Annotated in this window: 15 protein-coding genes; 12 read left to right on the top strand and 3 right to left on the bottom strand. The window is 54.8% G+C overall.

Annotated elements, in window-relative coordinates:
- The first annotated feature begins 45 nt into the window (after nucleotides 1–45).
- Nucleotides 46–2,598 carry a peptidoglycan glycosyltransferase/peptidoglycan DD-transpeptidase MrcA gene (mrcA, locus tag OGY35_RS07065; protein WP_286631810.1) on the top strand — a complete coding sequence of 851 codons (2,553 nt, stop codon included), beginning with the start codon at nucleotides 46–48 and terminating at the stop codon, nucleotides 2,596–2,598.
- An 88-nt stretch (nucleotides 2,599–2,686) separates the two neighbouring features.
- Here the strand turns inward: mrcA and nudE are convergent, their stop codons facing one another.
- Nucleotides 2,687–3,247 (bottom strand): ADP compounds hydrolase NudE, encoded by a 561-nt coding sequence (gene nudE, locus OGY35_RS07070; protein WP_286631811.1) that lies wholly within the window; start codon nucleotides 3,245–3,247, stop codon nucleotides 2,687–2,689.
- A gap of 324 nt (nucleotides 3,248–3,571) precedes the next feature.
- Between nudE and igaA the strand changes: the two genes are divergently transcribed.
- From igaA to pckA, 5 genes are all read left to right on the top strand, one after another.
- Nucleotides 3,572–5,704 carry an intracellular growth attenuator protein IgaA gene (gene igaA / locus OGY35_RS07075; RefSeq protein ID WP_286631812.1) on the top strand — a complete coding sequence of 711 codons (2,133 nt, stop codon included), beginning with the start codon at nucleotides 3,572–3,574 and terminating at the stop codon, nucleotides 5,702–5,704.
- A 65-nt stretch (nucleotides 5,705–5,769) separates the two neighbouring features.
- Nucleotides 5,770–6,438: a GMP/IMP nucleotidase gene (gene yrfG / locus OGY35_RS07080; protein ID WP_286631813.1), complete on the top strand. Its 669-nt coding sequence runs from the start codon at nucleotides 5,770–5,772 to the stop codon at nucleotides 6,436–6,438.
- Between the two features lie 10 nt (nucleotides 6,439–6,448).
- Nucleotides 6,449–6,850: a ribosome-associated heat shock protein Hsp15 gene (gene hslR, locus OGY35_RS07085; RefSeq protein WP_152400281.1), complete on the top strand. Its 402-nt coding sequence runs from the start codon at nucleotides 6,449–6,451 to the stop codon at nucleotides 6,848–6,850.
- A 24-nt stretch (nucleotides 6,851–6,874) separates the two neighbouring features.
- Entirely contained in the window at nucleotides 6,875–7,753 is an 879-nt protein-coding gene (hslO, locus tag OGY35_RS07090) for an Hsp33 family molecular chaperone HslO (RefSeq protein WP_178825590.1), read from the top strand.
- A gap of 373 nt (nucleotides 7,754–8,126) precedes the next feature.
- The gene (pckA, locus tag OGY35_RS07095; RefSeq protein WP_286631814.1) at nucleotides 8,127–9,746 is read left to right on the top strand and encodes a phosphoenolpyruvate carboxykinase (ATP); all 1,620 of its coding nucleotides are present in this window, start codon (nucleotides 8,127–8,129) and stop codon (nucleotides 9,744–9,746) included.
- A gap of 114 nt (nucleotides 9,747–9,860) precedes the next feature.
- Here pckA and envZ read toward each other — a convergent pair whose 3' ends face one another.
- Together envZ and ompR are read right to left on the bottom strand one after the other, a co-directional pair.
- A complete protein-coding gene (envZ, locus tag OGY35_RS07100; RefSeq protein WP_152400287.1) occupies nucleotides 9,861–11,213 on the bottom strand; it encodes a two-component system sensor histidine kinase EnvZ in 1,353 nt (450 codons plus the stop codon).
- Nucleotides 11,210–11,929 (bottom strand): osmolarity response regulator transcription factor OmpR, encoded by a 720-nt coding sequence (gene ompR / locus OGY35_RS07105; protein ID WP_001157751.1) that lies wholly within the window; start codon nucleotides 11,927–11,929, stop codon nucleotides 11,210–11,212. The genes envZ and ompR overlap by 4 nt, the downstream gene beginning before the upstream one ends.
- A 226-nt stretch (nucleotides 11,930–12,155) precedes the next feature.
- Here ompR and greB point away from each other — a divergent pair, with 226 nt between their 5' ends.
- The 6 genes from greB (at nucleotide 12,156) to OGY35_RS07135 (ending at nucleotide 19,374) form a co-directional block, all read left to right on the top strand.
- The gene (gene greB / locus OGY35_RS07110) at nucleotides 12,156–12,629 is read left to right on the top strand and encodes a transcription elongation factor GreB (protein ID WP_152400289.1); all 474 of its coding nucleotides are present in this window, start codon (nucleotides 12,156–12,158) and stop codon (nucleotides 12,627–12,629) included.
- 98 nt (nucleotides 12,630–12,727) lie between these two features.
- Nucleotides 12,728–15,046, top strand: a complete 2,319-nt coding sequence (locus OGY35_RS07115; protein WP_286631815.1) for a Tex family protein — start codon at nucleotides 12,728–12,730, stop codon at nucleotides 15,044–15,046.
- Nucleotides 15,047–15,421: 375 nt separating this feature from the next.
- The gene (feoA, locus tag OGY35_RS07120) at nucleotides 15,422–15,649 is read left to right on the top strand and encodes a ferrous iron transporter A (protein ID WP_012908346.1); all 228 of its coding nucleotides are present in this window, start codon (nucleotides 15,422–15,424) and stop codon (nucleotides 15,647–15,649) included.
- 18 nt (nucleotides 15,650–15,667) lie between these two features.
- A complete protein-coding gene (feoB, locus tag OGY35_RS07125) occupies nucleotides 15,668–17,989 on the top strand; it encodes a Fe(2+) transporter permease subunit FeoB (RefSeq protein ID WP_286631816.1) in 2,322 nt (773 codons plus the stop codon).
- A gap of 9 nt (nucleotides 17,990–17,998) precedes the next feature.
- Nucleotides 17,999–18,235 (top strand): [Fe-S]-dependent transcriptional repressor FeoC, encoded by a 237-nt coding sequence (feoC, locus tag OGY35_RS07130; RefSeq protein ID WP_286631817.1) that lies wholly within the window; start codon nucleotides 17,999–18,001, stop codon nucleotides 18,233–18,235.
- 188 nt (nucleotides 18,236–18,423) lie between these two features.
- Entirely contained in the window at nucleotides 18,424–19,374 is a 951-nt protein-coding gene (locus OGY35_RS07135; RefSeq protein WP_286631818.1) for an Rpn family recombination-promoting nuclease/putative transposase, read from the top strand.
- Nucleotides 19,375–19,418 lie beyond the last annotated feature (44 nt).

The raw sequence follows: 19,418 nt of genomic DNA on the forward strand, positions 1-19,418 counted from the left end.
GGTTGTTTATAAACTGCCCAAATGAAACTAAATGGGAAATCTCCGGTGAAGTTCGTAAAGTATTTATTGATCCTTGCAGTATGTTGCATCCTGCTGGGAGCAGGCTCGATTTATGGCCTCTATCGCTATATTGAGCCACAGTTACCTGACGTCGCGACGCTTAAAGATGTGCGTTTGCAGATCCCGATGCAGGTTTACAGCGCAGATGGCGAGCTCATCGCGCAATATGGTGAGAAACGTCGCATTCCGGTGACGCTCAGTCAGATCCCGCCGGAAATGGTCAAAGCCTTTATCGCCACAGAAGACAGTCGCTTCTATGAGCACCACGGCGTTGACCCGGTGGGGATTTTCCGTGCGGCCAGCGTCGCGCTGTTCTCCGGCCACGCCTCTCAGGGGGCGAGTACCATCACCCAGCAGCTTGCAAGAAACTTCTTCCTTAGCCCCGAACGCACGCTGATGCGTAAGATTAAGGAAGTGTTCCTGGCGATCCGCATTGAGCAACTGCTGAGCAAAGATGAGATCCTCGAACTCTATCTGAACAAGATCTATCTCGGTTACCGCGCCTATGGCGTCGGTGCGGCGGCGCAGGTCTATTTCGGTAAATCCGTCGACCAGCTTGATCTGGGTGAAATCGCCGTGATTGCCGGTCTGCCGAAAGCGCCTTCCACCTTTAACCCGCTCTATTCGATGGACCGCGCGACCGCGCGCCGCAACGTGGTGCTATCGCGTATGCTGAGCGAAGGGTACATCACCCAGGCGCAGTACGATCAGGCACGTAATGAGCCGATCGACGCCAACTATCATGCGCCAGAAATCGCCTTCTCCGCTCCGTATCTGTCAGAAATGGTGCGCCAGGAGATGTACAGCCGTTACGGCGAAAACGCCTATGAAGACGGTTATCGCATTTACACCACCATTACCCGCAAGGTACAGCAGGCCGCGCAACAGGCGGTACGCAATAACGTACTGGACTACGACATGCGCCACGGCTATCGCGGCCCGGCCAACGTACTGTGGAAAGTAGGTGAAACCGCGTGGGACAGTAAGAAAATCACCGACACGCTGAAAGCGCTGCCAACCTACGGGCCGCTGCTGCCTGCGGTGATCACCAGTGCAAACCCGCAGGAAGCGACGGCGACTCTGGCAGATGGCACCTCGGTCTCTCTGCGGATGGATGGCATTCGTTGGGCGCGTCCTTATCGCTCGGATACCCAGCAGGGGCCGACGCCACGTAAAGTAACCGACGCGGTGCAGACTGGTCAGCAGATCTGGGTGCGGAAGATGGGCGAAGCCTGGTGGCTGGCGCAGGTTCCGGATGTGAACTCCGCGCTGGTCTCTATCAATCCGAAAAACGGGGCCGTGCTGGCGCTGGTCGGTGGCTTTGACTTTAACCAGAGCAAGTTCAACCGAGCCACCCAGGCACTGCGTCAGGTCGGCTCTAACATTAAGCCGTTCCTCTACACCGCCGCGATGGATAAAGGTCTGACGCTGGCGAGTATGTTGAACGACGTGCCTATCTCCCGCTGGGATGCCGGTGCCGGTTCCGACTGGCGTCCGAAGAACTCACCACCGCAGTACGCAGGCCCGATTCGTTTACGTCAGGGGCTGGGTGAATCGAAAAACGTGGTGATGGTACGCGCCATGCGAGCAATGGGCGTGGACTATGCGGCGGAATATCTGCAACGATTCGGCTTCCCGGCACAAAACATTGTACATACCGAATCCCTGGCGCTGGGCTCTGCATCCTTTACCCCGCTGCAGGTGGCGCGCGGTTATGCGGTGATGTCGAACGGCGGCTTCCTGGTCGACCCGTATTTCATCAGCAAGATTGAAACGGACCAGAACGGTGTGATTTTCGAAGCGAAGCCGAAAATTGCTTGTCCGGAATGCGATATTCCGGTGATTTACGGTGATACGCAAAAATCCAACGTGCTGGAAAACAGCAATGTGGAAGATGTCGCTATCTCTGGTGAACAGCAAAACGCCGCCGTGCCAATGCCCAAGCTGGAGCAGGCAAATCAGGCGTTAGTGGCGCAGACCGGGGCGCAAGAGTATGCGCCGCATGTGATCAACACGCCGCTGGCCTTCCTGATTAAGAGTGCGTTGAACACCAACATCTTCGGCGAACCTGGCTGGATGGGCACGGGTTGGCGTGCGGGCCGCGATCTGAATCGACACGATATCGGCGGTAAAACCGGGACGACCAACAGCTCGAAAGACGCCTGGTTCTCCGGCTACGGTCCGGGGGTGGTCACCTCCGTGTGGATTGGATTTGACGATCACCGCCGTGATCTGGGACGCACCACCGCCTCTGGCGCGATCAAAGATCAGATCTCCGGTTACGAAGGTGGCGCGAAGAGTGCACAACCCGCATGGGATGCCTACATGAAAGCGGTGCTGGAAGGGGTTCCTGAAGAGCCGCTGACGCCACCACCAGGTATCGTCACGGTCAATATCGATCGCAGTACCGGGCAACTGGCGAACGGCGGTAACAGCCGTGCAGAATATTTCATCGAAGGCACGCAGCCGACACAGCAGGCGGTGCATGAGGTGGGGACGACCATCACTGACGGTGGTGAGACACACGAGTTGTTCTAAATAAAAAAGGCGCTAAGGCGCCTTTTTTACTGCTGGTATTATCGCCGGATGACGGCTACGCCTTATCCTGCCTACACCGCTATTTGCCCTACAACCGCCCCTGCCCTTTCAACCATTCGCGCACGAGGAATAATGCGCTCACGTTTCGCGCTTCGGTGAAATCGGGGTCTTCCAACAGATCCATCATATGCGCCAGCGGCCAGCGCACCTGTGGCAGCGGCTCTGGCTCATCGCCTTCCAGCGACTCGGGATAAAGGTCTTCCGCCACCACGATGTTCATCTTGCTGGAGAAGTAAGATGGCGCCATGCTGAGTTTTTTCAAAAAGGTCAGATCGTTTGCCCCAAAACCGACCTCTTCTTTCAGTTCCCGGTTCGCCGCTTCAAACACGCTTTCACCGGGGTCAATCAACCCTTTGGAAAAGCCCAGCTCATAGGACTCCGTCCCCACTGCGTATTCACGAATCAGGATCATATGATCGTCTACAATCGGGACAATCATTACTGCTTCACGGGTAGAAGGACGCATTCGTTCATAAACGCGACGCACACCGTTGCTGAATTCGAGGTCCACGCTTTCAACGCTAAATAGCCGCGACTGCGCAACCGTTTCGACGTTCAGAATGGTGGGTTTTTGTAATGATTTGCTCATCGTGAGAATCTATGCCGTGAAATCTGTTGTTATTGTGCGGTACGCAACACGGTTTCGGCAATGTGAATTGCCAGTTATTTACATTTATGTAACCTAATAAAAATATAATTCCTGTTTCAAATTAAAAGTCAATAGGTTGAAATAGGTCCAGGAATTTGCTGATATTCCGTTTTTGCAGATTTTGCTATCATCAGCACTCACTGGGATGCGCTGAAAAATGCTCAAGTTCAACTCCATGCTTGCCGATAGCCAACCACGGAATCACGTTTATTGTGACAGGGTGCGACTGACCACGCCTGACAGATTAAGTAAGATGGGGAAAGCATGAGCACCATTCTGATTTTTTTAGCGGCGTTGCTGGCCTGCGCATTGCTGGCCTGGTGGCGACTTAACGTCCGGGCCAGGCGGCGAAAACTGCCGTGGACGAACGCCTTCTCAGAGGCGGCGACGCGCAAGCTCGCGCCTGAAGAACGCAGTGCCGTTGAAAATTATCTTGATAGCCTGAGCCAAATCCAGCGGGTACCCGGTCCAACGGGTGCCAGCGCAGCGCCTGTTTCCCTGACGCTGAATGCTGAAAGCAATAGCGTCATCATTCTGACCCACTCGATCACCCGCTACGGCATCACTACGGACGATCCCAATAAATGGCGCTACTACCTCGATTCCGTTGAGGTTCACCTGCCGCCTTTCTGGGAACAGTACATTAACGATGAAAACAACGTTGAACTGATCCACACCGACTCGCTACCGCTGGTTATCTCGCTGAATGGTCACTCCCTGCAAGAGTATATGCAGGAAGCGCGCGGTTATGCGCTGCAGCCCACCACGTCCACACAGGCGTCGATTCGCGGTGAAGAGAGCGAGCAGATTGAACTGCTGAATATTCGTCAGGAGACGCATGAAGAGTACGCACTCAGCCGCCCGGCCGGTTTTCGCGAAGCGCTGCTGATAGTCGCCGCCTTCCTGTTGTTCTTTTTCTGTCTGGTCACGCCGGACGTCTTTGTGCCGTGGATGGTGGGCGGAGCCGTACTGTTGCTGGCGGCAGGATTGTGGGGCCTATTCGCTCCGCCGTCGAAAACGGCGCTGCGCGAAATTCACTGTCTGCGTGGAACGCCGCGCCGCTGGGGACTGTTTGGCGAAAATGACCAGGAGCAGATAAACAATATCTCGCTGGGGATTATCGACCTGGTTTATCCCACTCACTGGCAGCCTTACATTGCGCAGGATCTCGGTCAGCAAACGGATATTGATATTTATCTCGATCGCCACGTCGTGCGGCAGGGGCGGTTTTTATCCCTGCATGACGAGGTGAGAAACTTCCCGCTGCAACACTGGGTGCGCAGCACGATTATCGCCGGTGGTTCACTGCTGGTGCTTGTCATGCTGCTGTTCTGGATCCCGCTCGATATGCCGATTAAGTTCACGCTGTCATGGATGAAGGGTGCGCAGACTATTGAAGCGACCAGCGTAAAACAGCTCGAACAATCAGGTGTGCGCGTCGGCGACACCCTGAACCTTCGCGGTACTGGCATGTGTAATATTCATGCGCAGGGCACCTGGAGCGCACAAACCAACTCACCGTTTATGCCGTTTGACTGCTCGCAAATCATCTGGAATGACGCCCCCGCGCTGCCGTTGCCGGAATCCGATCTGGTGAACAAAGCCACCGCGCTCTCGCAGGCCGTTAACCGTCAGTTGCATCCAAAGCCGGAAGATGACTCCCGCGTCAGTGCGGCCTTGCGTTCAGCCATTCAGAAGTCAGGCATGGTGTTGTTAGATGACTTTGGCGATATCGTCCTGAAAACCGCTGATTTGTGCGCAGCAGAAGATGAATGCGTGCGCCTCAAAAATGCGCTGGTCAACCTGGGAAACAGCAAAGACTGGAGCGCGCTGGTGAAACGAGCCAACGCAGGCAAACTGGACGGCGTTAACGTTCTGTTGCGTCCTGTCAGCGCAGAATCGCTCGACAACCTGGTCACCACCTCGACCGCGCCCTTTATTACCCGCGAAACGGCCCGCGCCGCCCAGTCGTTGAACAGCCCCGCCCCCGGCGGATTCCTGATCGTCAGCGATGAAGGCAGCGATCTGGTCGATCAACCCTGGCCGACCGTATCGCTGTATGACTACCCGGCGCAGGAGCAGTGGAGTGCCTTCCAGCGACTGGCGCAAATGCTGATGAACACGCCGTTTAGCGCCGAAGGGATTGTCACCAATATTTATACTGACGCCAATGGCACGCAGCATATCGGCCTACATCGCATTCCCGATCGTTCCGGTTTATGGCGCTACCTCGGCACCACGCTGCTGATGCTGACGATGCTGGCCTGCGCACTCTATAATGGCGTACAGGCATTCCGCCGCTATCAGCGCCATCGCACCCGCCTGATGGAGATTCAGCAGTACTATGAAAGCTGCCTGAATCCGAAGCTCATCAGCTCTCCGGAAAGCCTCATCTGATAACATGTCTGCGGCACCGGGTGTGCTACCCTGTGCCGCATCGCGTTTTATTCTGGAGAGTTCCCATGCATATTGATATTGCCTGGCAGAACGTGGATACCGTTCTGTTAGACATGGACGGCACGCTGCTCGACCTGGCGTTTGATAACTACTTCTGGCAAAAACTGGTGCCTGAAACCTATGGGGCACAGAACGGGATCTCGCCACAGGAAGCGCAGGAACGCATCCGTCAGGAATATCATGCCGTGCAGCATACGCTAAACTGGTACTGTCTTGATTACTGGAGCGACCGTCTGGGCCTGGATATCTGCGCGATGACCACCGCAATGGGGCCACGTGCCGTGTTGCGTGATGATACAGTCCCCTTTTTAGATGCGCTGAAAGCCTGCGGTAAACGGCGGATTTTGTTGACTAACGCGCATCCGCATAATCTGGCCGTGAAGCTGGAGCATACCGGTCTGGCTTCACACCTTGATTTATTACTTTCTACCCACACATTTGGATATCCCAAAGAGGATCAGCGGTTATGGCGCGCCGTGGCGGAAGAGACGGGAATGCGTGCAGAAAAAACGCTGTTTATTGACGATAGCGAACCCATTCTCGACGCTGCCGCGAAGTTTGGTATTCGTTATTGCCTCGGCGTGACTAACCCCGACTCTGGCGTTGCGGAAAAACAGTATGCGCGCCATCCGTCACTGAATGACTACCGTCGACTGATCCCCTCACTGATGTGAAGGAGACGCCATGAAAGAAAAGCCCTCTGTTGAGGTCAGACTGGATAAATGGCTGTGGGCTGCGCGGTTTTATAAAACCCGCGCGCTGGCCCGCGAAATGGTGGACGGCGGGAAAGTTCACTACAACGGACAGCGCAGTAAGCCGAGCAAGATCGTCGAACTGAACGCCACGCTAACGCTGCGTCAGGGCAATGACGAGCGAACGGTGGTGATCAAAGCGATCGCCGAGCAGCGTCGCCCGGCCAGCGAAGCCGTCACTCTGTATGAAGAGACGGCGGAAAGCGTAGCAAAACGCGAAAAAATGGCGCTGGCACGTAAGCTTAACGCCCTGACCATGCCGCACCCGGACAGGCGACCGGACAAAAAAGAACGCCGCGACCTGTTACGATTTAAACACGGCGACAGTGAGTAACTGTCACCCGCAAGAGAGATGATTATGCCGCAACATGACCAATTACACCGCTATCTGTTTGAAAACTTTGCCGTGCGTGGCGAACTGGTAACCGTATCGGAAACCCTGCAACAGATCCTCGAAAACCATACGTATCCGCAGCCAGTGAAAACTGTGCTGGCTGAGTTGCTGGTCGCCACCAGCCTGCTCACGGCAACGCTGAAGTTCGCCGGTGACATTACCGTTCAGCTCCAGGGCGATGGCCCGTTGAGCCTTGCGGTGATCAACGGCAACAACAATCAGCAGATGCGCGGCGTAGCGCGCGTCCAGGGCGATATCCCGGAAGATGCAGACCTGAAAACCCTGGTCGGTAATGGTTATCTGGTGATTACCATTACGCCGGAAGAGGGCGAACGTTATCAGGGCGTTGTCGGGCTGGAAGGCGATACGCTGGCGGCATGTCTGGAAGATTACTTCATGCGCTCTGAGCAGTTGCCGACCCGTCTGTTTATTCGCACTGGCGAAGTCGACGGGAAAGCCGCTGCGGGCGGGATGCTGCTGCAGGTAATGCCGGCGCAGGATGCGCAGGCGGATGACTTTACTCATCTGGCTACGCTGACCGAAACCATCAAGTCTGAAGAGTTGCTGACCCTGCCGGCCAACGAGGTGCTGTGGCGTCTTTATCACGAAGAAGAGGTCACCCTTTACGATCCGCAGAACGTTGAGTTCAAATGCACCTGCTCACGCGAGCGCTGTGCCGGCGCGCTAAAAACGCTGCCGGACGAAGAGGTAGACAGCATTCTGGCGGAAGAAGGCGAAATCGATATGCATTGCGACTACTGCGGGAGCCACTACCTGTTCAACGCCATGGATATTGCCGAGATCCGCAATAACGCCTCCCCTGCCGATCCGCAGGTTCACTGATCGATATCCTGAACCGGTCGGACGACGCGATGCGTCTCCGACCGTCCGCACTATATTCCGCACTTTTTGCTAAAATTTTCTTTCGTGGTGAATCGATATTCTACATGTAAGCGTTTTGTTAATTTTCCACATGAATGCGATTACACTCACAACATCTCCGTGAAAAATACTATTTTTTAACCTTTTAAGAACATTTTACACAACTAAAAAGTCATTCCTGCCATAATAAGCCCCGCTTCGTGACTGGAGTCACAGCGTTTTCAGTCAATCGTGATTTTGTCCAGATAAGTAAATCTATGAGCCTTGTCGCGGTTAACACCCCAACAAAAACCTTATTATTTCAGGTAATACATATTGGCTAAGGAGCAGTGATATGCGCGTGAAACGATTAACCCCGCAAGATCTCAAGGCTTATGGTATCAGCGACGTTCAGGATATCGTTTACAACCCAAGCTATGAAACCCTTTACCAGGAAGAGCTAGACCCAAGCCTGGAAGGTTACGAGCGCGGTGTGTTGACGAACCTGGGCGCCGTTGCAGTTGATACCGGTATTTTCACCGGACGTTCGCCGAAGGATAAGTACATTGTTCGTGATGACACCACGCGTGACACGCTGTGGTGGTCCGACAAAGGAAAAGGCAAGAACGACAACAAACCGCTGTCCCAGGAAACCTGGCAGCACCTGAAAGGGTTAGTGACCAAACAACTTTCCGGTAAGCGTCTGTTTATCGTTGATGCTTTCTGTGGCGCAAACGCCGACACCCGCCTTTCTGTCCGCTTCATTACTGAAGTGGCGTGGCAGGCTCATTTCGTGAAGAACATGTTTATTCGCCCGAGCGATGACGAACAGGAAGGTTTTGAACCTGACTTTATCGTGATGAACGGCGCGAAATGCACAAACCCACAGTGGAAAGAGCAGGGTCTGAACTCTGAGAACTTTGTCGCCTTCAACCTGACCGAACGTATCCAGTTGATTGGTGGTACCTGGTACGGCGGCGAAATGAAGAAAGGCATGTTCTCGGTGATGAACTATCTGCTGCCGTTGAAGGGCATTGCATCGATGCACTGTTCCGCCAACGTGGGCGAGAAAGGCGATGTTGCCGTATTCTTCGGTCTTTCCGGCACCGGAAAAACCACCCTCTCCACCGACCCGAAACGTCGTCTGATCGGCGATGACGAGCACGGTTGGGACGACGACGGCGTGTTCAACTTTGAAGGCGGCTGCTACGCTAAAACGATCAAGTTGTCGAAAGAAGCGGAACCGGAAATCTACAACGCTATCCGCCGTGATGCGCTGTTAGAAAACGTCACCGTTCGCGACGATGGGACTATCGATTTTGACGACGGTTCGAAAACCGAGAACACCCGCGTTTCCTATCCGATCTACCACATCGAAAACATCGTTAAGCCGATTTCCAAAGCCGGTCATGCCACGAAGGTGATCTTCCTGACCGCTGATGCCTTTGGCGTGCTGCCGCCGGTTTCTCGCCTGACGGCCAACCAGACGCAGTACCACTTCCTGTCTGGCTTCACGGCCAAACTGGCCGGTACTGAGCGCGGTGTCACCGAGCCGACGCCAACCTTCTCCGCCTGCTTTGGCGCGGCATTCCTGTCGCTGCACCCAACGCAGTATGCTGAAGTCCTGGTGAAACGCATGCAGGCCGCAGGCGCACAGGCTTATCTGGTCAACACCGGCTGGAACGGTACGGGCAAACGTATCTCCATCAAAGATACCCGCGCCATTATCGATGCCATCCTGAACGGTTCTCTGGACGATGCGGAAACCTTCAACCTGCCGATGTTTGATCTGGCGATCCCGACCGAGTTGCCGGGTGTGGATACCCATATCCTCGACCCGCGTAACACCTACGGCTCTCCTGAACAGTGGCAGGAAAAAGCCACCGCCCTGGCGAAACTGTTCATCGAGAACTTCGAGAAATACACGGATACGCCAGCAGGTGAAGCGCTGGTAAGCGCCGGACCGAAGCTGTAAGTCGAATGAGCCGGATGGCGGCATAAGGCCTGGCACAACACAAACGTAGGCCTGATAAGCGCAGCGCCATCAGGCGATGATGAAAAACAAAGGGAGGCATTTCGCCTCCCTTTTTTACGCCTCTTTTGTCGTCCCCTGGACGCGGATCACCGGAACGGGTAGCCAGGCGCGAATGGAGAGCCCGCCCCGCTCACTGGTACCAATTTCCAGCATGCCGTTATGGTTATCAATGATACGCTGCACAATCGCCAGCCCTAAACCGGTACCGCTGGTGCTGCGCGCGCTGTCGCCGCGCACAAACGGCTGGAACAGGTGTTTACGCTGTTCAGGCTTAATGCCGGGGCCGTCATCTTCCACCTGGAACCAGGCCCGATGAGGTTCTGTCCCGCTGCTGACTTTGATCCACCCGTTGCCATAACGCGCCGCGTTAACCACCATGTTGGCTACCGCACGCTTGATGGACAGCGGGTGCATTTTCACCTGAATGCTGCCCGGCTGTAGCGCCGTATCAATTTCACGTTCATAGCCGCTTTCTGCCGCCACCACTTCACCCAGCACAGCGTTGAGATCGGCCATCTCCATCGGCATCTCCTGTCCGGTACGCAGATAGTCGATGAACTGCTCAATGATCGCGTTGCACTCTTCAATATCTTTGTTGATGGACTCCGCCAGATAACCATCCTGTTCGCCCATCATCTCCGTCGCCAGACGAATACGCGTCAGCGGCGTGCGGAGATCGTGACTGACCCCCGCCATCAGCAGCGTTCGGTCATCCGCTAGCTGCTTCACTCCGGCCGCCATATGGTTGAAGGCACGGGTCACCGAGCGTACCTCGGACGCGCCATATTCACGCAACGGTGGCGGAATAATGCCTTTCCCTACCTGTAGGGCAGCATGTTCAAGATCCACAAGGGGTCGGTTTTGTATACGAATAAACAGCCACGCCCCCCCTATCGCCAGAAGCATGATAGCCAGCGTATAGCGGAACAGCGGGGAGAAGTCGCCCTGATGAATTTCCGTTAACGGAACGCGTACCCAGATATTGGGTGACAGCCAGGTTTTCAGCCAGACAACCGGCGAGCTTTTGTTGACCTCTACGCGCACTTCCGTCGGGCCGCCCAACTGCTGCGCCATCTGATGGCTTAAGAATTCATAGTGTTGCGCCCAACGCAGTCCTGCCTCTTCAGCGGCTTCGTTGGAATAGAGAGAAATCCCCAGTTCACGGTAAATTTCCCGACGAAAAGCGGGAGGCACCACCAGTTGCGTGCCGTCCTCCAGTTGCAGTTTATCGGTCATCAGCATACGCACTTCGTAGGCCAGGACCTTATTAAACTGCTGGAGACTCGGCAGAATCGCAAAGTTCAGCACCACCAGATAGGTCGTCACCAGGCTGACAAACAGCAAAGTGACGATGAGCAACAGCGTGCGGGCAAATGAACTTCGTGGCGAGAAGCGCATTCGCCTCATGCTTTAGAACCGTCCGGTACGAAGACGTAGCCCAGACCCCATACGGTCTGAATGTAACGCGGATGCGCGGGATCTTCTTCGACCATACGGCGCAGACGGGAAATCTGTACGTCGATGGAACGTTCCATCGCGGAATATTCGCGGCCACGCGCCAGGTTCATCAGCTTGTCACGGGACAGCGGCTCACGTGGGTGGCTTACCAGCGCTTTCAGCACGGCAAACTCACCGCTGGTGAGCGGCATCGGCTCGTCTTCGCGGAACATTTCGCGAGTACCCAGGTTCAGTTTGAACTTACCAAAAGCAATGACGGCCTCTTCCTGAGAAGGTGCGCCCGGCAGTTCGTTCGCCTGACGACGCAGCACCGCGCGAATACGCGCCAGCAGTTCGCGTGGGTTAAACGGTTTCGGGATATAGTCATCAGCGCCGATTTCCAGGCCGACAATGCGGTCAACTTCTTCCCCTTTCGCCGTGACCATGATGATCGGCATCGGGTTACTCTGGCTGCGCAGACGGCGGCAAATAGACAGCCCATCTTCACCCGGCAGCATCAGATCCAGTACCATAAGGTGGAAAGATTCACGGGTTAGCAGACGATCCATTTGCTCGGCGTTAGCGACGCTTCGAACCTGGAAGCCCTGCTCGGTCAGATAACGCTCCAGCAGCGCGCGCAGGCGCATGTCGTCATCGACCACCAGAATTTTATAGTTCTCTTGCATTGTTTGTACTCCCAAAGGTTCGCAACAATTGAAGGTATGTATTCTTAAAAAAGCTTACGTTCGCCACCAGCAAATTCTGGTATGAATTCCAGGCTAAATTGTTACAAAGCATATTTAACAGCAGCTTAAGTATACAATGAAACGCGCAGCACATTATTTATTCTGTTAGCAGGGTGACGTAATACGAATTGTGCGCATCGTCACAGACTTAAAGGTAATCAATAAGATGAAAACGCCTCTGATCACCCGGGAAGGGTACGAAAAACTCAAAAGCGAGCTCAATTACCTCTGGCGTGAAGAACGCCCGGAAGTCACTAAGAAGGTGACCTGGGCGGCAAGTCTGGGTGACCGCAGCGAGAATGCTGACTACCAGTATAATAAAAAGCGGCTACGTGAGATCGACAGGCGCGTCCGCTATCTGACCAAATGCATGGAGAATTTGAAGATTGTCGATTACTCCCCGCAGCAGGAAGGCAAAGTGTTTTTCGGCGCATGGGTCGAGATCGAAAATGACGATGGCGACATCCGCCGATTCCGGATTGTCGGCTACGATGAAATTTTCGGTCGCAAAGATTACATCTCCATCGATTCGCCTATGGCGCGCGCGCTACTGAAAAAAGAGGTCGGCGATCTCGCGGTGGTCAACACGCCTGGTGGGGAAGCGAGCTGGTATGTGAATGCGATCGAATACGTAAAATGAGCAGGAACAATCCGAAGCCCCGCTCTATGGCTGGCGTTTTTGCCCGTCAATCCGTATAACTGTTCCCTGATTTTTTACTCAGTAGATGAAGCCAATCCATGATGAATGATTCTTTCTGCCGCATTATTGCGGGTGAAATTCAGGCCCGGGCCGACCAGGTCTCCGCAGCCGTTCGCCTGCTTGACGAAGGGAACACCGTGCCGTTTATCGCACGTTACCGTAAGGAAATCACCGGCGGCCTGGACGATACGCAACTGCGTAATCTGGAGACCCGACTGGGCTATTTGCGTGAACTGGAAGAACGCCGTCAGGCCATTCTCAAGTCCATTTCCGAGCAAGGCAAACTGACCGATGAGCTGGCCAACGCCATCAACGGCACGTTAAGTAAGACCGAACTCGAAGACCTTTATCTCCCGTATAAACCCAAACGCCGCACCCGTGGGCAGATAGCGATTGAAGCCGGTCTGGAACCGCTGGCCGACCTGCTGTGGAACGCCCCCTCACACGATCCGGAAACCGAAGCGGCGAAGTATATCGATGCCGGAAAAGGTGTCGCTGACAGCAAAGCCGCGCTCGATGGCGCGCGCTATATCCTGATGGAGCGCTTTGCCGAAGACGCCGCGTTGCTGGCGAAGGTACGTGACTATCTGTGGAAAAATGCCCATCTGGTTGCCAGCGTGATCGGCGGCAAAGAAGAAGAAGGCGCGAAATTCCGCGACTACTTCGATCATCACGAGCCGATCGCATCCGTGCCTTCTCACCGCGCGCTGGCGATGTTCCGCGGTCGTAATGAAGGCGTGTTGCAGCTTTCGCTGAATGCCGATCCGCAGTTTGATGAGCCGCCGAAAGAGAGCCACTGCGAACAGATCATTATGGATCACCTCGGCCTGCGTCTGAACAACGCGCCGGCAGACAGCTGGCGTAAAGGCGTGGTGAGCTGGACGTGGCGCATCAAGGTGTTAATGCACCTCGAAACTGAGCTGATGGGAACCGTCCGCGAACGTGCGGAAGACGAAGCGATCAACGTATTCGCCCGTAATCTGCACGACCTGCTGATGGCGGCACCGGCGGGTCTGCGCGCCACCATGGGCCTCGATCCGGGTCTGCGAACCGGTGTGAAGGTCGCGGTGGTGGATGGCACCGGTAAGCTGGTCGCCACCGATACCATCTATCCCCACACCGGTCAGGCGGCGAAAGCGGCCGTGGTGGTAGCGGCGTTATGCGAAAAATACAACGTGGAACTGGTGGCGATTGGTAACGGCACCGCCTCGCGCGAAACCGAACGCTTCTTCCTCGACGTACAGAAACAGTTCCCGAAAGTGACGGCGCAGAAAGTGATCGTCAGCGAAGCCGGGGCGTCAGTCTATTCCGCGTCTGAACTGGCAGCCCTGGAGTTCCCGGACCTCGACGTCTCGCTGCGCGGCGCGGTTTCCATTGCGCGTCGCCTGCAGGATCCACTCGCCGAGCTGGTGAAAATCGATCCGAAATCGATCGGGGTTGGTCAGTATCAGCATGATGTCAGCCAGACGCAGCTAGCCCGTAAGCTGGATGCGGTGGTGGAAGACTGTGTAAACGCCGTCGGCGTCGACCTGAACACGGCATCGGTTCCGCTGTTAACCCGCGTAGCCGGTCTGACCCGCATGATGGCACAGAATATTGTGGCCTGGCGCGATGAGAACGGTCAGTTCCAGAATCGTAGGCAACTGCTGAAAGTCAGCCGTCTGGGGCCGAAAGCCTTCGAACAGTGTGCGGGCTTCTTGCGCATTAACCACGGTGATAATCCGCTGGATGCTTCCACGGTTCACCCGGAAGCGTATCCGGTCGTGGAGCGTATTCTGGCGGCAACTCAACAGGCCCTGAAAGACCTGATGGGCAACAGCAGCGAACTGCGCAATCTGAAAGCCGTCGATTTTACTGACGACAAGTTTGGCGTCCCGACCGTCAGCGACATCATCAAAGAGCTGGAGAAACCGGGACGCGATCCGCGTCCGGAATTCAAAACCGCGCAGTTTGCCGATGGAGTGGAAACCATGAACGATCTGCAGCCGGGGATGATTCTCGAAGGCGCAGTCACCAACGTCACCAACTTTGGCGCGTTTGTGGATATCGGCGTTCACCAGGATGGTCTGGTCCACATCTCATCGCTGTCGAACAAGTTCGTCGACGATCCGCACACCGTAGTGAAAGCAGGCGATATTGTGAAGGTGAAAGTGCTGGAAGTTGACCTGCAGCGCAAGCGTATTGCCCTGACGATGCGCCTGGACGAACAGCCGGGTGAAACCAATGCCCGTCGCAGCGGCAGCGGAAACGACCGTCCGGCAGCGAAAGCGGCAAAACCGCGTGGTCGTGAAGCGCAACCCGCAGGCAACAGCGCGATGATGGATGCGCTGGCGGCAGCAATGGGTAAGAAACGTTAAGTCTGAATTGTGCGCCGGATGGCGGTGGCAACACCGTATCCGGCATATTTACACGGTTCCCTCTCACCACCTCACTCTATTTTTCACCTCATTAACAGATGAAACCTTAATTAAACATTAACAACGTTAATTTATTAAGAATTCAAATCATTTCACCTGGCGGTTATTATTTTTGAGCCATATCAAAAATGGCGCAGATTATTATTCAAACCAACATTCCGTCACATTTAATCGGTTGAAGATAAAAACCATTCTCATTATCATTGTATTGTAGAATATTTAGTCTTTCCTTCGTTGGCTAATCATCTGGTCTCATGCCGCACCACTTTGCCCCATGAGGTAAACATCCAGTTAGCAAGAAACAAGTAGGTTCTTATGCAATTTACTCCAGATACTGCGTGGAAAATTACCGGCTTTGCCCGTGAAATAAGTCCTGCATACCGTCAGAAACTGCTTTCCCTCGGCATGCTTCCGGGTTCCTCATTTAACGTGGTCCGCGTCGCCCCCTTAGGCGATCCCGTTCATATTGAAACGCGTCGCGTCAGCCTGGTATTGCGTAAAAAAGACCTGGCATTATTAGAAGTGGAAGCGGTTTCCTGTTAATACAGTGAGTCTATAACGATGAAAAAATTAACCATTGGTTTAATTGGTAATCCAAATTCCGGTAAGACGACTCTGTTTAACCAACTGACCGGCGCCCGACAACGCGTAGGCAACTGGGCCGGGGTCACCGTGGAACGTAAAGAGGGACAATTCTCAACCACGGATCATCAGGTCACGCTGGTCGATCTGCCCGGCACGTATTCGCTCACCACCATCTCTTCGCAAACCTCTCTGGATGAACAGATTGCCTGCCACTACATTCTGAGCGGCGATGCTGACCTGTTAATTAACGTGGTGGATGCCTCAAACCTTGAGCGTAACCTTTATCTGACGCTGCAACTGCTTGAGTTGGGCATTCCCTGCATTGTCGCACTCAACATGCTCGACATCGCGGAAAAACAACAAATCCGGATTGATATCGACGCCCTTTCAGCCCGTCTTGGCTGCCCGGTGGTCCCGCTGGTTTCCACTCGCGGACGCGGTATCGAAGCGCTGAAGCTGGCGATTGACCGCCACAGTGAAAATGAAAACGTCGAACTGGTACATTACGCCCGACCGCTGTTGCGTGAGGCCGATAAACTGGCGAACGCAATGGCAAAAGAGATGCCAGCACAACAGCGTCGCTGGCTCGGTCTGCAAATGCTGGAAGGGGATATCTACAGCCGGGCATACGCCGGTGACGCTGCGGCGCAACTGGAGATTTCTCTGGCGCATCTGAGCGATGAGATGGACGACCCGGCGCTGCACATCGCCGATGCGCGTTACCAATGCATTGCGGCGATCTGCGACGTGGTGAGCAACACCCTGACGGCAGAGCCCAGCCGCTTTACGACGGCAGTGGACAAAATCATCCTCAACCGTTTTCTGGGTCTGCCGATCTTCCTGTTTGTGATGTACCTGATGTTCCTGCTCGCCATTAACATTGGCGGCGCGTTAGCCCCGATTTTTGATGCCGGCTCTGTGGCGATCTTTATTCACGGCATTCAGTGGATCGGCTATACCCTTCACTTCCCGGACTGGCTGACCATCTTCCTCGCACAAGGGCTTGGCGGCGGGATTAATACCGTTCTGCCGCTGGTCCCGCAGATCGGCATGATGTACCTGTTCCTCTCGTTCCTCGAAGACTCCGGCTACATGGCGCGGGCGGCGTTTGTGATGGACCGTCTGATGCAGGCGTTGGGGCTGCCGGGTAAATCGTTCGTCCCGCTGATTGTCGGCTTTGGCTGCAACGTACCGTCGGTGATGGGAGCCCGCACCCTGGATGCGCCACGCGAGCGTCTGATGACAATCATGATGGCACCGTTTATGTCCTGTGGTGCGCGACTGGCGATTTTCGCCGTGTTTGCTGCGGCTTTCTTCGGGCAAAATGGCGCGCTGGCGGTATTCTCGCTATACGTGCTGGGCATTGTGATGGCGGTACTCACCGGTCTGATGCTCAAACACACCATCATGCGTGGCGAAGCCTCTCCGTTTGTCATGGAGCTTCCGGTTTATCACGTCCCGCATATCAAGAGTCTGATTATCCAGACCTGGCAGCGCCTGAAAGGATTTGTGCTGCGCGCGGGTAAAGTGATCGTCATCGTCAGCATCTTCCTGAGCGCGTTTAACAGCTTCTCGCTGAGCGGCAAGATTGTCGATAACATCAACGATTCAGCGCTGGCCTCCGTTAGCCGCGTCATCACGCCCATCTTCAAGCCGATTGGCGTTCACGAAGACAACTGGCAGGCAACGGTCGGGCTGTTCACGGGCGCAATGGCAAAAGAAGTGGTGGTCGGTACGCTCAATACGCTCTATACCGCAGAAAATATTCAGGATGAGGCGTTTAATCCGGCTGAATTTAATCTGGGTAATGAACTGCTGAGCGCGCTGGATGAAACCTGGCAGAGTCTGAAAGATACCTTTAGCCTGAGCGTGCTGGCGAACCCTATCGAAGCCAGCAAAGGCGACGGCGAAATGGCGACCGGCGCAATGGGCGTAATGGATGCGAAATTTGGCAGCGCGGCAGCGGCCTATAGCTACCTGATTTTCGTCCTGCTGTACGTTCCGTGTATCTCGGTAATGGGGGCAATAGCCCGTGAATCCAGCCGTGGCTGGATGGGTTTCTCCATTCTGTGGGGCCTGAACATCGCCTACTCGCTGTCAACCGTGTTCTATCAGGTTGCCAGCTACAGCGAGCACCCGCGCTACAGTCTGGTCTGCATCCTGGCCGTGATCCTGTTTAACGTTGTGGTCCTGGGTCTGCTTCGTCGGGCGCGGAGCCGGGTGAATGTCAATCTGTTGGCAACGCGGAAAAATGCCAGCGACTGCTGCGCCAGCGCGACCACCGGCGATTGCCACTAGGGTGTCGCAATGGCTTCGCTAATTCAGGTTCGCGATTTACTGGCCTTACGGGGACGCATGGAGGCAGCGCAAATCAGCCATACATTGCATACGCCGCAGCCGATGATCGACGCCATGCTCAAGCAACTGGAGACGATGGGTAAAGCGATGCGGATTCAGGAAGAGCCTGACGGCTGTCTCTCCGGAAGCTGCAAAAGTTGCCCGGAAGGCAAAGCCTGCCTGCGCGAATGGTGGGCGCTGCGTTAAGTTTATGCCGGATGGCGCGGTGAACGTCGCCATCCGGCATTTTGCGTGCCGGGTTCCACAACACTAAATCACGTTCAGCAAGACAACGATTTCCTCCTGCCTTCTTCGCATCGTTAACAACTGGGAGATGCTTTCTCCCTTCCTGCCAGATAGAGTCACGCCATCTTTTATTCCGGTGAGGGATCGCCATGAATACGGCCTCCAGCGCGACACCGCACGATGCGATATTCAAAACATTTTTGAGCCACCCGGCGACCGCGCAGGATTTTCTTCAACTCCACCTTCCTGCCTCCTTGCGTGCGCTTTGCGACCTGCAGACGCTGAAACTGGAACCGGCGAGTTTTATTGAGGAAGAGTTGCGCGCGTACTATTGCGATGTGCTGTGGTCACTAAAAACCCGCGAAGGAGAGGGGTATATCTACGTCGTCATTGAACATCAGAGCACCACCGATCCGCATATGGCATTCCGTCTCATGCGCTACGCCATTGCGGCGATGCAACGACATCTGGATGCCGGCCACCAGACGCTCCCCCTGGTGATACCTATGCTGTTTTATCACGGTACGGTCAGCCCCTACCCCTTTTCACTCTGCTGGCTGGACGAATTTGATGACCCGGAAGCCGCACGACGACTGTATGGCGCAGCGTTACCACTGGTGGATATTACCGTCGTTCCTGATGACGAGATTATGCAACATCGTCGTGTGGCACTACTGGAACTGGTGCAAAAGCATATCCGTAAGCGGGATTTAATGGGATTAGTGGAAAAACTGGCGACGCTGCTTATTACGGGGCACGCTAATGACAACCAACTGAAAGCCCTGTTTAATTATCTGCTGCAGGCGGGTGACACCGATCGCTTTCGCGATTTTATACATGGCATGGCCGAACGATTACCCGAACACAAGGAGAGCTTGATGACTATCGCCGAGAGATTACGCCAGGAAGGACATTGTAATGGTCTTCAGGAGGGTCATATCAATGGATTACAAGAAGGCCTGGAAAAGGGCTTGCAGCAGGGTAAACGCGAGGAAGCACTGCGCATCGCTACCACCATGCTGACTGATGGCATCGACCGCCAGACCATTCTCAGAATCACCGGGCTTACCGCCGATGACTTGATCACGCAGAACCATTAATCGCACGCCCGGCAAGGGGTTCACTTTCCGGGCGTTTTTCATTG

It is taken from the genome of Citrobacter sp. Ct235 (genome assembly GCF_030332305.1).
In the GTDB taxonomy this organism is placed as follows: domain Bacteria; phylum Pseudomonadota; class Gammaproteobacteria; order Enterobacterales; family Enterobacteriaceae; genus Citrobacter_A; species Citrobacter_A telavivensis.

What these genes read in the sequence shown, in the direction of transcription:
- nudE (WP_286631811.1), bottom strand. Translation starts at nt 3,247, where the DNA reads ATGAGCAAATCATTACAAAAACCCACCATTCTGAACGTCGAAACGGTT.
- igaA (WP_286631812.1), top strand. Translation starts at nt 3,572, where the DNA reads ATGAGCACCATTCTGATTTTTTTAGCGGCGTTGCTGGCCTGCGCATTG.
- yrfG (WP_286631813.1), top strand. Translation starts at nt 5,770, where the DNA reads ATGCATATTGATATTGCCTGGCAGAACGTGGATACCGTTCTGTTAGAC.
- hslR (WP_152400281.1), top strand. Translation starts at nt 6,449, where the DNA reads ATGAAAGAAAAGCCCTCTGTTGAGGTCAGACTGGATAAATGGCTGTGG.
- hslO (WP_178825590.1), top strand. Translation starts at nt 6,875, where the DNA reads ATGCCGCAACATGACCAATTACACCGCTATCTGTTTGAAAACTTTGCC.
- pckA (WP_286631814.1), top strand. Translation starts at nt 8,127, where the DNA reads ATGCGCGTGAAACGATTAACCCCGCAAGATCTCAAGGCTTATGGTATC.
- envZ (WP_152400287.1), bottom strand. Translation starts at nt 11,213, where the DNA reads ATGAGGCGAATGCGCTTCTCGCCACGAAGTTCATTTGCCCGCACGCTG.
- ompR (WP_001157751.1), bottom strand. Translation starts at nt 11,929, where the DNA reads ATGCAAGAGAACTATAAAATTCTGGTGGTCGATGACGACATGCGCCTG.
- greB (WP_152400289.1), top strand. Translation starts at nt 12,156, where the DNA reads ATGAAAACGCCTCTGATCACCCGGGAAGGGTACGAAAAACTCAAAAGC.
- OGY35_RS07115 (WP_286631815.1), top strand. Translation starts at nt 12,728, where the DNA reads ATGATGAATGATTCTTTCTGCCGCATTATTGCGGGTGAAATTCAGGCC.
- feoA (WP_012908346.1), top strand. Translation starts at nt 15,422, where the DNA reads ATGCAATTTACTCCAGATACTGCGTGGAAAATTACCGGCTTTGCCCGT.
- feoB (WP_286631816.1), top strand. Translation starts at nt 15,668, where the DNA reads ATGAAAAAATTAACCATTGGTTTAATTGGTAATCCAAATTCCGGTAAG.
- feoC (WP_286631817.1), top strand. Translation starts at nt 17,999, where the DNA reads ATGGCTTCGCTAATTCAGGTTCGCGATTTACTGGCCTTACGGGGACGC.
- OGY35_RS07135 (WP_286631818.1), top strand. Translation starts at nt 18,424, where the DNA reads ATGAATACGGCCTCCAGCGCGACACCGCACGATGCGATATTCAAAACA.